General features: G+C 72.7%; 6 protein-coding genes. 2 read left to right on the forward strand and 4 right to left on the reverse strand.

Going from position 1 to position 13,441, the window contains the following annotated elements; translation table 11 throughout:
• The 4 genes from AOK15_RS26135 to AOK15_RS26150 form a co-directional block, all read right to left on the reverse strand.
• Positions 1-955 (reverse strand): M20/M25/M40 family metallo-hydrolase (locus AOK15_RS26135; protein WP_055520810.1); only part of this gene is annotated, 955 nt, incomplete at its 3' end.
• A gap of 10 nt (positions 956-965) precedes the next feature.
• A complete protein-coding gene (locus AOK15_RS26140; protein WP_055520811.1) occupies positions 966-4,520 on the reverse strand; it encodes an ATP-dependent helicase in 3,555 nt (1,184 codons plus the stop codon).
• A 100-nt stretch (positions 4,521-4,620) separates the two neighbouring features.
• Complete coding sequence (locus AOK15_RS26145; RefSeq protein ID WP_079058706.1) at positions 4,621-8,205, reverse strand: ATP-dependent DNA helicase; 3,585 nt, start codon at positions 8,203-8,205, stop codon at positions 4,621-4,623.
• A 251-nt stretch (positions 8,206-8,456) separates the two neighbouring features.
• Complete coding sequence (locus tag AOK15_RS26150) at positions 8,457-8,894, reverse strand: MGMT family protein (RefSeq protein ID WP_055520813.1); 438 nt, start codon at positions 8,892-8,894, stop codon at positions 8,457-8,459.
• Between the two features lie 185 nt (positions 8,895-9,079).
• Here AOK15_RS26150 and AOK15_RS26155 point away from each other — a divergent pair, with 185 nt between their 5' ends.
• Both AOK15_RS26155 and AOK15_RS26160 read left to right on the forward strand, forming a co-directional pair.
• Positions 9,080-11,890, forward strand: coding sequence for a lysylphosphatidylglycerol synthase transmembrane domain-containing protein (locus AOK15_RS26155; protein ID WP_055520814.1), 2,811 nt, complete (start codon positions 9,080-9,082; stop codon positions 11,888-11,890).
• A 106-nt stretch (positions 11,891-11,996) separates the two neighbouring features.
• On the forward strand, positions 11,997-13,441 hold a 1,445-nt coding region (locus AOK15_RS26160; RefSeq protein ID WP_055520815.1), incomplete at its 3' end, for an alpha/beta hydrolase.

Here is a 13,441-nt window from a genome sequence, read left to right on the forward strand (position 1 = left end):
CTGGGCCCGCCCGACCGCCGATGCCGTTGACCTCGGCGGTCGGGCGGGCCCAGACGCGCTCCAGGGTGGTGTGTCCCGCTTCTCCGTGTGCCGCCGTCGACCTGGCCGTGCGCAGCCACCGCTCCTCGTCGAAGGGCAGTTCGGCGAAGAGTTCGCGTTCCCGGTCGGTGAGTTCGACGATGCCGTCGTAGAAGCCGGGGATCGCCACGCGCGCGTGCTCGTCGTGCAGAGCGGCGACCAGGCGGGCGACCTCGGTGGCCGGGTTCGGGACGGCGCCGCCGAAGGAACCGGAGTGGATGTCCTGGTCGGGGCCGTACAGCCGGATCTCGCATTCGGCGAGGCCACGCATGCCGGTGCACACGGTGGGGGTGTCCTCCGACCACATGCCGGTGTCGGAGACGACCACCGCGTCTGCGGCCAGCCGCTCGGCGTGCTTCTCGACGAGGGCCCGGAAGTGGGGGGAGCCGGACTCCTCCTCGCCCTCGACGATCATCTTGAGGTGGACGGCGGGGGTGCTGCGGCCGGTGGCGGCGAGGTGGGCACGGACGCCGAGTGTGTGGAAGAACACCTGGCCCTTGTCGTCGGCCGCTCCGCGCGCGTGGAGGCGGTTTTCCCGGATGACGGGCTCGAACGGCTCGCTGTTCCAGCCGTCCTCGCGGGCGGCGGGCTGCACGTCGTGGTGGCCGTAGACCAGGACGGTGGGGGCGTCGGGGTCCTCGGACGGCCATTCGGCGAAGACGGCGGGGGCGCCCGGTGTCTCCCAGACCTCGGCGACGGGGAAGCCGGTCTCCCGGAGCTTGGCGGCCAGCCAGTCGGCGCTGCGGCGTACGTCCGTCGCGTGCTCGGGCTGCGCCGACACCGACGGGATGCGCAGCCATTCCACGAGGTCGTCGAGGAAGGCGGCACGGTGGTTCTCGATGTACGTACGGACGGCGCTGTCCGGGGTCTCGCTCATGCTCACGAGACTATCGGCCCGCACCGGCGTACTCGTCCGGCGGTTCGTCCCCGAACGACCCCCGGGCCTCGTCCGGCCACGCGGGGACCTCGGATCCCGGCTCCTCCAGGAGCAGCCGTTCCAGAGCCGCCCGGTCGGACAGGTTCTCCGGTCGTACGACGTCACCCGTACGTACGTACAGGAATGCGGCCCCCACGGACTCCAGGGGCACGCCCCGCTGCTCGGCCCAGGCGAGGCGGTACAGCGCGAGCTGGAGGGGGTCGGCGGTGCGGGCGCGGCTGGTCTTCCAGTCGACGATCTCGTACCTCGTCGTCCCGTCGCGGTCGGTGTCCCGGTACACGGCGTCGATGCGGCCGCGTACGACACGTCCGGCGATCCCGAGCTGGAAGGGCGCCTCGACGCGGTACGGCGTGCGGTGGGCGTAGGGGGTGCGTTCGAAGGCTTCCTTGAGTGCTTCCAGATCCCGTTCGTCGGCGATCTCGGCCTCGCTGCCGGGCAGGTCCTCCGGTTCCAGCATGGGCAGCCGCAGTTCTTCGAAGCGGGCCTCCACCCAGGCGTGGAAGCGAGTGCCGCGGCGCGCGGCGGGCTGCGGGGGGCGTGGCATGGGGCGCGCGAGTTCCTGGGCGAAGCCGTCGGGGTCGGCGGCCAGGCGCACCAGTTGCGACGCCGTCAACGACGCCGGCAGGGGCACCTCGGTGACCTTCGCGCGGGCGCGCAGAAGCTCTCCGGTGAGGGCGTCGAGATCGCGGTCCCAGGAGGCGATGGTGCGGGCCTCCTCGGGCGTCAGGTCGTCCTCGGCGGGGTGTCTGCGGGCGTGCGGCACCGAGGGCGTGCGTGCGCCGTGGCCGGGACGTGGGGACGGGGTCTCGGCAGGGCGGTCCATGGTCCAGGAGTCCCAGTCGGCGGCGTCCTCCTCGGAAGACCCGTCCCCCGGAAGGTCGTCGGGGAGGCGGCCCTGGTGGCCGTCGTCCAGGTGCTCGTCGTCCGGCGGAGGCGGCCAGTCCGGGTCCTCGTAGGCGTACGGGTCGTCCGCACCCTCCAGGTGGGTGTCCTCGGGGGCCGAGGCACGCTCCAGGTGGGCCAGGACGGTCTCGGCGGCCGCGCGGCGGCGGGCCAGGGCCGTGCCGTCCAGCGGGAGCGGCCAGGCGTGGTCGGCGGACGCCTCGCGCAGGGCGGGGTTCTCCGCGCCCTCCTCGGGTGCGTCGGCCCAGACCTCGATCTCGCCGAACCCGGCGGCGCAGTGGTCGTGAAGGGCCGTGAGGAAGTCGGACGGGCCGCGCGGGCGCTTCTGGGAGGGGCCCCACCAGTGGCCGGAGCCGAGGAGCAGGGAGCGGGGTCGGGTGAACGTCACATAGCCGAGGCGGAGTTCCTCGGTGTGCTGGTGGTCCTTCATCGCCTCGTGGAAGGCCTTCAGGCCGCGTGAGTCCCAGGCCTCCACGTCAGGGAGGGTGTCGGCGTCGCCACGCAGTTCGTGCGGCAGGACCCTGCCCTGCGCGGTCCACTTCTCGCGGCCCTGGGTGCTGGGGAAGGTCCCGGTGACGAGGCCGGGAACGGCGACGACGTCCCACTCCAGGCCCTTGGACTTGTGGGCGGTGAGCACCTTGACGGTGTTCTCGCCGCCCGGAAGGGCGTTGTCGAGGCCCTTCTCGTACTGGGCGGCCGTGCGCAGGAAGCCGAGGAAGGCGAGCAGGGTGGCCTCGCCCTCGCTGTTGGCGGCGAAGGAGGCGGCGATGTCGAGGAAGTTGGAGAGCGTCTCGCGGCGACGTGCGGCGAGCGCGTGCGGGGAGGCGGAGAGTTCGACTTCGAGGCCGGTGACGGCGAGCACCCGGTGGAGGACGTCCATGAGCGGGTCGGCGAGCGAGCGGCGCAGGTCGCGCAGTTCGGCGGCGAGGCGGGCGAACCGTACGCGCGCGTCCGGCGAGAAGGGCAGCCCGTCGTCCTCGCCCTCGGCTTCGAGGGGCAGTTCGAGGAACGTGTCGAGCGCGTCGGCCAGCGAGATCACCTCGGCCGGGTCGACACCCTCGACGGCGGCGGCGAGCCGGCGGTCCGGATCGTCGTCGGCGCCCACGCGCGCGTGCGACACGAGAAGCCTGGCCCGGCGTCCCAGGAGGGCGAGGTCGCGGGGCCCGATGCGCCAGCGCGGGCCGGTGAGCAGGCGGACCAGGGAGGCGTTGGCGCCGGGGTCCTGGAGGACCTCGCAGACGGCGACGAGGTCGGCCACCTCGGGGAGGTGGAGCAGCCCGGAGAGACCGACGACCTCGACCGGGATGTCACGGGCGACGAGCGCGCCCTGGATGTCGGCGAAGTCGGTGGCCGTACGGCACAGGACCGCGATCTCGCCCGGTTCCTTGCCGGTGCGTACGAGGTGGGCGATCGAGTCGGCGATCCAGCGGAGTTCCTCGGCGTGGGTCGGCAGCAGTGCGCAGCGGACCAGGCCGTCGCGCTCGGCTCCGGGGGCGGGCCTGAGGGCCTCCACGCCCGCGTGCATCGCGCGCAGGGGCTCGGCGAGGCCGTTGGCGAGGTCGAGGAGGCGGCCGCCGCTGCGACGGTTCTCGCTGAGCGCCTGGCGGGTCGCGGAGCGGCCGTCGGAGTGGGCGAAGTGCTCGGGGAAGTCGTCGAGGTTGGCGACGGAGGCACCCCGCCAGCCGTAGATGGCCTGGCAGGGGTCGCCGACGGCGGTCACGGGGTGACCGGTGCCGCCGCCGAACAGGCCCGCGAGCAGGACGCGTTGGGCGACGGAGGTGTCCTGGTACTCGTCGAGGAGGACCACCCGGAACTCGTCCCGCAGCAGGCGGCCGACCTCGGGCAGCCGGCCGAGACCGGCCGACAGGGCGATCTGGTCGCCGAAGTCGAGGAGGTCCCGTTCGCGCTTCGCGGCTCGGTAACGGCCGACCAGTTCCGCGAGTTCCCGGCGGGCGGCGGCCGCCTCGGGGACCTTGCGGAGGTCCGCGTTGGAGAGCTTGGCGCTCTCCAGGTCGCGCATCAGCTCGGCGTCGTACGCGCGGAGCTCCTCGGGGCGTACGAGGTGCTCGGCGAGCTCGGAGTCGAGCGCGAGGAGGTCGCTGACGAGGTCGGGGAAGGAGCGGGTGAGCGCCGGGTAGGGGCCCGGGGACTCGCGGAGCACACGCGCGGCGAGCTGGTAGCGGGTGGCGTCGGCGAGGAGGCGGGAGGTGGGCTCCAGTCCGATGCGCAGCCCGTGATCGGTGAGGAGCCGGCCCGCGAAGGCGTGGTACGTGGAGATCACGGGCTCGCCCGGGGGGTTGTCGGGGTCGATCACGTCGGGGTCGGTGATGCCCGCCTTGACCAGGGCCTTGCGCACCCGCTCGGCGAGTTCGCCGGCCGCTTTGTTGGTGAAGGTCAGGCCGAGCACCTGTTCGGGGGCGACCTGTCCGGTACCGACCAGCCAGACCACACGCGCGGCCATCACCGTGGTCTTGCCCGAGCCTGCTCCGGCCACGATCACCTGCGGGGCGGGCGGCGCGATGATGCAGGCCGTCTGCTCCGGGGTGAACGGGATGCCCAGGAGCTCCTTGAGCTGCTCGGGATCAGTGATACGGGCGGACACCCCAGAGAGGCTAGCGGCGGCCACTGACAACGGACGCCGGATCACCGCCCCGGCGGGGACAAGCACTGGTCAACAGGGGTGGTGCTGTGGATCACGTCGGTCACTCGACCACGTGGCGGCCCTCCGGGCGGGCGCTGCAGGACGCCCGGAAAGCGCAGTGTGCACAGTGTTGTCCGGCCGTCGGGGAGAAGCGCTCGTCGAGGACCTTGCCGGCGGCGTTGGCGAGGAGGCCGCCGACCCAGTCGCCCTCCAGAGGTCCCTGAGCCTGCACCTTGGGAAGCGTCTCGCCACCGTTCTTCTTGGCGGCGCCCTGCCGCAGCTGGACGAGTTCGGCGCCGCCCGGTTCGGGCCGTGCGCCGCCGAAGGGCTCGTCGACGGCCCCCTCGCGGACCGCCAGCTGGTAGACGGCGAGCTGCGGGTGCCGTTCGACCTCGGCGGCGGTCGGCGCCTGTTTGCCGGTCTTGAAGTCGACCACGTAGGCGCGGCCTTCGGCGTCGGTCTCGACCCGGTCCATGGACCCCCGGATGCGCACCTCGTAGTCACCCGCTTCCAGGGTCACGTCGAAGTCCTGCTCGCTGGCCACCGGGGTACGTCCGGCACGCAGCCCGTTCGAGTCGACGTGCCAGGTCAGGAAACGTTCGAGCGCCACGCGCGCGTGCTGCTTCTCCTGGTCGGACTTCCAGGGCGCGTCGAAGGCGAGCGCGTTCCACACGGAGTCGAGGCGCTCCATGAGGACGTCGAGGTCGGCGGGGGTGCGTCCGGAGGCGACCTCGTCCGCGAGGACGTGCACGACGTTGCCGAAGCCCTGGGCGGCGGTCGCGGGCGCGTCTGCCTTCACCTCGCGCCCCAGGAACCACTGCAGGGCACAGGTGTTGGCGAGCTGGTCGAGGGCGCTTCCGGACAGCACGACGGGCTGGTCGCGGTTCCTGAGCGGGACCTTGCTCTCGGTGGGTTCGAACATGCCCCACCAGCGGTACGGATGCGCCGACGGCACCAGGGGACGGCCGTCCTCGTCGCTCAGGGCGGCGAGCCTGGCCAGTCGCCGGGCGGCTGCCGCACGCAGCGCGTCCGACACCCGCGGGTCGACCGTCGTGGCCCGCAGCTCGGCCACGAGGGCGGCCACGGCGAGCGGGCGGCGGGGGCGGCCGGTGACGTCCTTGGGTTCCACACCGAGTTCGGCGAGGAAGCGGGAGGGCTGGTCGCCGTCGTCGGCGGGGGCCTTCACCGCGGTGACGACGAGGCGTTCACGCGCGCGCGTGGCGGCCACGTAGAACAGACGCCGCTCCTCGGCGAGCAGCGCTCCGGGGGTGAGCGGTTCGGCGAGGCCGTCGCGGCCGATGCGGTCGGCCTCCAGGAGAGAGCCACGGCGGCGCAGGTCCGGCCAGAGGCCCTCCTGGACGCCCGCGACGACGACCAGGCGCCACTGAAGGCCCTTGGAGCGGTGCGCGGTCATCAGGCGCACGGCGTCGGGGCGCACCACCCTGCCGGTGAGCGTGTCCGCGGCGATGTCCTCCGCCTCGATCTCCGCGAGGAAGTTGAGCGCGCCGAGACCTCCGCTGCGTTCCTCAGCGCGGGCCGCGGTGGCGAACAGCGCGCACACGGCGTCGAGGTCCCGGTCCGCGTTGCGTCCGGCCGCCCCGCCGCGCCGGGCGGCCCGCTCCAGGCGCCTGGGCCACGGCGTGCCGTCCCACAGCTCCCACAGTGCCTCCTCGGCCGTGCCGCCGCCGGCAAGACGCTCCCGCGCCTTCCGCAGCAGCGCGCCGAGGCGTTGCGCGCCCCGCGCGTACACGGGGTCGTGGGCGACCAGCCGTTCCGGTTCGGCCAGGGCGCGGGCCAGCAGCTCGTCCGAGGGCGGCGGCACGGGGTTGCCACCGGCCCGCTCCTCCTCGCGCAGGGCACGGCCCAGCCGCCGCAGATCGGCGGTGTCCATACCGGCGAGGGGGGAGGCGAGGAGGGTGAGCGCGGTCTCGGTGTCCAGCCAGCACGTGGCCGGCTCGGGAGAGCCGGACGGCTCGCCGGCCTCCGCCGCCGGAACGCCATCGGGCGCGTGGTCCGCCTCCGAAGCCGCACTGCCGTCGGGCCCATCGTCCGCCTCCGAAGCAGGACCGCCATCGGGCCCGTGGTCCCGCTCCGGAGCCGACCCGGCGTCGGGCTCGTCGTCCGCCTCCGGCGCCCCGCCGGTTCCGGTCTCTCCTGCCCTCTCGCTCTCTTCTGCCCCGTCGCTCTGTCCTGCCCTCGCGTCCTCTTCGGGTTCCACCGGCCTCTGTGCGGCCGTCGAGCCGGTGTCCCCCAGCTCCGCCCGGGCGACCGCTCGCAGGGCCGTCAGGAGGGGCTGTACGGCCGGCTCGTGGCGGAGCGGCAGGTCGTCGCCGTCGATCTCCAGGGGTACGCCCGCTGCCGTGAGGGCACGTCGCATCGACGGGATCGTGCGGGCACCCGCGCGTACCAGGACGGCCATCTCACCCCAAGGGACACCGTCCTCCAGATGGGCCCGGCGCAGGACGTCCGCGATGTTGTCCAGTTCGGTGCCCGGCGTGGGGTACGTGTAGACCTCGACGCGTCCGCCGTCCCATACCGGACGGAGCTCGCGGTGGGCCCGTACCTTCTCCGCCGGGAGGCGGGTGAGCGGCATGCGCTGCGTGAGCAGTCGGGTGGCCGCGAGCAGGCCGGCCCCCGAGCGGCGGGAGGTCCGGAGGACGGCGACCGGCGCGGGGCGTCCGTCCGCGCGGGGGAAGGCGGCCGGAAAGTCCAGGATGCCGTTCACGTCGGCGCCCCGGAACGTGTAGATCGACTGGTCGGGGTCGCCGAGGGCGACCAGGGTGCGGCCGCCGCCCGCGAGGGCCCTCAGCAGCCGTACCTGCGCCGGATCGGTGTCCTGGTACTCGTCGACGTAGACCGCGTCGTACTGCCCGGCCAGCTGCTCGGCGACGCCGGGCCGGCCGGCGAGGAGCACCGCGCGGTGGACGAGTTCCGCGTAGTCGAGGACCCCTTGCAGGTCGAGGACGTCGAGGTACTCGGCGAGGAAGGCGGAGGCCGCGCGCCAGTCGGGGCGGCCGATGCGGTCGGCGAAAGCCCGCAGGTCGGCGGGGGCCAGGCCCAGCTCACGGCTGCGGGCGAGGACCGCGCGGACCTCGTCGGCGAACCCGCGCGTGGTGAGGCAGGCGCGCAGCTCGTCCGGCCAGCTCACGTGCGCGAGACCGAGGCGTTCGAGGGCGGGCTGGCCCGCGAGCAGCTCACGGACGGCGACGTCCTGCTCTGGACCGGACAGCAGGCGCAGCGGTTCGACGAACAGGTCGCTGTCCTGGTGGGCGCGGACCAGGGCGTAGCAGAACGAGTGGAACGTGGTGGCCCGGGGGGCGCGCGCGGCGCCCATGCGCAGCGCCATGCGGTCGCGCAGCTCGACGGCCGCCTTGCGGCTGAAGGTCAGGACGAGGACGCGCTCGGGATCGGTTCCGCGAGCGATGCGGGCCGCCACGGACTCGACGAGCGTGGTCGTCTTTCCGGTGCCCGGACCTGCGAGAACGAGCATGGGGCCCGCCTCGTGGTCAACCACGGCGGTCTGCTCGGCGTCCAGACGAGGGGGACTCGATCGGACCGGTGGGGTACGCACCAGTCGGTAAGCGCCACGGCTCCCCTGTCGCACCTGGGTGTGCGACAGGCGCCTGGTGGAGGAAGAGGAGCTCACGTGGTTCGCCGGTCCTGGTGGGTGTGCTGGTTGCCCTGCCCCTACTCGTGGAGAGCGGTGGCGGCGGGGTGAGGGGGACACGTGCAGCCGACGCTACGCCGACGGGTGGCGCGGAAGCTCAGCTTCCTCTTGTTCCCTCCCGACTCACGCGGCACGTGCGTCCCTCGCCCCACGAACGTACGGCATGCCACCGCCGTGCCCCGCTTCCCCCGTACGGGGGCGCCTCGACGGTTGGCGGACGCGGAATGACGTCAGGTGTGATCTTCCGCGCGTTCGCCGCCGTCCCGACCGGCACGTCCGCCGCCGTCCTTGCCGGCGCGTTCGCCGCCGTCCCATTCGGCACGTTCGTCGCCGTCCCAGCGCGCCCGTTTCATGTCGAGGCGCGGCACATGGCCCTCGGCGGCGCGGCTCGCCTCACGCAGGGGCGTGCCCTCCGTCCGGTAGTGACCCAGCGCTCTCAGCTCGTGGCCGGGGAGCAGATGGCCGTCCGCGCGGACCACCCGCCACCACGGCACGGCACCCCCGTAGAGGGCCATCACGCGGCCCACCTGGCGCGGGCCGCCCTCCCCCAGCCACTCGGCGACGTCCCCGTACGTCATGACCCGCCCGGGCGGGATCAGCTCGGCGACCTCGAGGACCCGCTCCGCGTACTCCGGCAGGGCGTCCGCCGGAAGGCTCTCCTCGCTCATCCGGCCCATCCTGCCCCACCCCACCGACAATGGGACGTGGTGGCCGACGCGTGCGTCCCTCGCCCCAAAGACCGTCTTCGGGCAGACTGTGCGACCCCGCATTGCACCCTGATGCCCCTGTGTGCCCACCCGGCATGCCACCATCGTGCGGGCGGTGACTGGTGATACGAGACCAAGAAGAGACGATGAAGCAGCAGAGCGTGCACCCCGATGACGCGGCGGGCACCTCTGACGCCTCGTCGCGCCCGGACGCCGCCGACGGGGACGACAAGGGCGCCGAGACCGCCGCCCCGAAGGACCCGGCGAACACCGCGCCCGCGGAGACATCGCTCTCCCCCAGGGCGCGCGACGACCGGCACGACGACACGTCGTCGCAGGTCGGACCGGGTACCGACGTCCCGGACGAGGGGCACACCGAAGCGGTCGAGGGCGACGAACCGCTGCTCCCCGCGCGCGTGCACCGTCCCTCGGACCTCATGCGGCTGTCGGTCGGCATCCTCGGGATCATCGTCCTGCTGGCGATCGCCGCGTTCGCGCACGGCACCACGGCCGGCCTCGAACAGGACATCAACAAGGGCACGGGCCAGGCACCCGACCTGATGATCAAGCTCGCGGGCCTGGGGTCGAGCATCGCGATCCTGCTGGTCCCGGTCGCCTTCGCGATCGAGCGCCTCATCAAGCGGGACGGGCTGCGCATCGCGGACGGTGTGCTCGCGGCGGTCCTGGCACATGGGGTGACCCTGGCGACGGACCTGTGGGTCGCCCGCACCGCCCCGGACTCGATCCAGGAGGCGCTGACCCAGCCCTCCCCCGGCGACATCCACGCCCTCACGGACCCCGTCCACGGCTATCTCGCGCCGGTCATCGCCTACATGACGGCCGTGGGCATGTCCCGCAGACCCCGCTGGCGCGCGGTGCTGTGGATCGTGCTGCTGCTGGACACGTTCTCCATGCTGGTCGCCGGCTACACGACACCGTTCTCGATCATCCTGACGGTACTCATCGGCTGGACGGTCGCCTACGGGACGCTCTACGCCGTCGGCTCGCCGAACGTGCGCCCCACCGGCCGGACCCTGATGGCGGGCCTGAGGCGGGTCGGCTTCAAGCCGGTCAGCGCCGCCCGCGAGGAGGCCTCGGACGCCACGGAAGGCGGCGACCGGGGCCGCCGGTACTTCGTGACGCTGGAGGACGGCCCACCCCTCGACGTGACCGTGGTCGACCGGGAGCAGCAGGCACAGGGCTTCTTCTACCGCGTCTGGCGGCGGCTGACCCTGCGCGGCATCACCACGCGCCGCAGCCTGCAGTCCCTGCGCCAGGCCCTGGAGCAGGAGGCGCTCCTCGCGTACGCGGCCATCGCGGCCGGCGCCAACGCCCCCAAGCTGATCGCGACCTCCGAACTCGGCCCGGACGCGGTGATGCTCGTCTACGAGCACACCGGCGGACGCACCCTGGACTCGCTGTCGGACGACGAGGTCACCGACGAACTGCTGCACGACACCTGGGCCCAGGTGAAGGCCCTGCAGTCACGCCGTATCGCGCACCGCAGGCTGGTGGGCGACGCGATTCTGGTGGATCGTTCCGGCACGGTGATCCTCACCGATCTGCGCGTCGGTGAGATCGCGGCCGGCGACCTGGTGCTCCGCATGGACGTCTCCCAGCTGCTGACCACGCTCGGGCTCCGGGTGGGCGCCGAGCGGGCGGTGGCGTCGGCGGTGAGTGTCCTCGGCCCCGACGCGGTGGCCGACTGCCTGCCGATGCTGCAGCCCATCGCGTTGTCCCGCTCCACGCGCGCGACCCTGCGCAGACTGGCCCGGGAGCGGGCGGAGCGCGAGCGCGAGGCGGTCCTGGAGGCCTCCCAGCTGGCCAAGCAGGCCCGCGCGGAGGAGCACAAGGAGGCCGAGGCGGGCAAGACCGCCAAGAAGGCCGTACGAGCCGAGCAGCGCGCGGAGAAGCGGGCCATCGACGAGGCTCTGGAGGAGGCCCGTGAGGAGGACCTGCTCACCCAGATCCGTCACCAGGTGCTGCTCATCAGGCCGCAGGCGCCCGTCGAACCGGCCCGCCTGGAACGGGTCCGGCCGCGCACCCTGATCAGCTTCATCGCCGGTGCCATCGGCGCGTACTTCCTGTTGACGCAGCTGACCCACATCGAGTTCGGGCCGCTCATCAAGAACGCCGAATGGGGCTGGGTCGCCGCGGCGGTGTTCTTCTCCGCGCTGAGCTATGTGGCGGCGGCGATGGCCCTGCTGGGCTTCGTACCGGAACGGGTGCCGTTCCCGCGGACGGTGGCGGCGCAGGTCGCCGGGTCGTTCGTGAAGATCGTCGCCCCGGCGGCGGTGGGTGGTGTGGCGCTCAACACGCGCTTCCTGCAGCGGGCGGGGGTACGGCCGGGTCTCGCGGTGGCCAGCGTGGGCGCCTCGCAGCTGTTCGGGCTGGGCTGCCACATCCTGATGCTGCTGGCCTTCGGCTATCTCACCGGAACCGAGAAGACGCCGTCCCTGTCGCCGTCCCGCACCGTCATCGCGGGCCTGTTGACGGTCGCGGTGCTGGTCCTGGTGGTGACGTCGATCCCCTTCCTGCGGAAGTTCGTCGTCACGCGCGTGCGGTCGCTGTTCGCCGGTGTCGTCCCCCGCATGCTCGACGTGCTGCAGCGGCCGCAGAAGCTGGTCACCGGCATCGGCGGCATGCTGCTCCTCACCGGCTGCTTCGTGATGTGCCTGGACGCCTCGATCCGCGCGTTCGGTGACGAGAACGCCTCGATCAGCATCGCCAGCGTCGCGGTCGTCTTCCTCGCGGGCAACGCGCTGGGCTCTGCGGCGCCGACGCCCGGCGGTGTGGGCGCGGTCGAGGCCACGCTGACGGTCGGTCTCATCGCCGTCGGCCTCCCCAAGGAGGTCGCGGCCCCCGCGGTCCTGCTGTTCCGGCTCCTGACGCTGTGGCTGCCCGTGCTGCCGGGGTGGCTGGCCTTCAACCAGCTGACCCGCAAGGGCGCGCTCTAGCGGGGCGGTGCGCCGCCTCCACGCGCGCGTGGAGGCGGATCAGGCCTACTCACCCGCTCGGCCCGCGCCCCGAGCGCACCGCACGGGGCGGCTTCAGGATGAGGGCATGCCCACCTCGCTCCGGCTGCGCGCCGTCACCCTGACCGCCATGGCCGTCGTGCTGTCCTGGTCGGCGGCGGGCTGCGGCAGCGAGGCCAGGGGCAAGAACGAGGATCTGACGACCCAGAAACTGGACTGGAAGGACTGCCCGGCGCCCTCGGCGTCCGAGGGCGGCGGTCCCGCGCCCTCGCCCCTGCCGAACGGCACCCCCTGGCAGTGCGCAGCCATGAAGGCTCCTCTCGACTGGGGCGACCCCAAGGGCGACACGATCGACATCGCGCTGATCCGGGCGCGGTCGAGCGGTGGCCAGGACCGACGGATCGGCTCGCTCGTCTTCAACTTCGGCGGCCCCGGGGGCTCGGGCGTCAAGGGGCTGCCCGCCTTCGCCGCCGACTTCACCACACTGCGCACCCGCTACGACCTGGTCAGCTTCGATCCGCGGGGAGTCGGTCGCAGCGCGGGCGTCGAGTGCGAGGACAACGAGGAACTCGACGAGTACTTCCAGCAGGACCAGACGCCGGACGACGCGTCGGAACGGAAGGAACTCCTGGACAGCACGAAGACGTTCAACGCGGCCTGCGAGGACAACTCCGGCAAGACCCTCCCGCACGTCGGCACCCCGGACGCCGCACGCGACCTGGACCTGATGCGCGAGGTACTCGGCGACGACGAACTGCACTACTTCGGCATCTCCTACGGCACCGAACTCGGCGGCGTCTACGCCCACCTGTTTCCCAAGAACGTGGGACGGGCCGTGTTCGACGCCGTCGTCGACCCGACACAGACACCGGAACAGAGCAGCCTCGGGCAGGCCAAGGGCTTCCAGCTCGCTCTCGACAACTTCGCCGAGGACTGTGTGTCGAAAGCGGAGGAGTGCCCGGTCGGCGACACCGCGCAGGTCGTCAAGAACCGCATCACGACGCTCCTCGACGACCTCGACCGCAAGCCGATCCCCGGCGTCTTCCCCCGCGACCTGACGGAGTCCGCCGCCACCACCGGGATCGCGCAGGCCTTGTACTCCAAGGACCTCTGGCCCTATCTGACCGAAGGGCTCCAACAGGCGTACGACGGGGACGGCCGGCTGCTGATGCTGCTGGCAGACTCGATGAACGGACGCAACGAGAACGGCGAGTACAGCAATCTGGCCGCGGCGAACGTCGCCATCAGCTGCGCCGACGACAAACAGCGGTACACCACGAAGGACGTGGAGGCGAAGCAGGGAGAGTTCCGGGCCGCATCCCCCGTCTTCGGTGACTGGCTCGCCTGGTCCATGCTCACCTGCACCGACTGGGCCGTCGCCGGGGCGTCCGACCATCCCGAGGTCAGCGCGCCGGGCTCGGCTCCGATCCTGGTGATCGGCAACACGGGCGATCCCGCCACGCCGTACGGGGGCGCGCGCAAGATGGTGGGGGCGCTCGGGGCGGGAGTCGGTGTCGAGGTGACGTACAAGGG

It is taken from the genome of Streptomyces ossamyceticus, from assembly GCF_001418475.1.
Taxonomy (GTDB): domain Bacteria; phylum Actinomycetota; class Actinomycetes; order Streptomycetales; family Streptomycetaceae; genus Streptomyces; species Streptomyces ossamyceticus.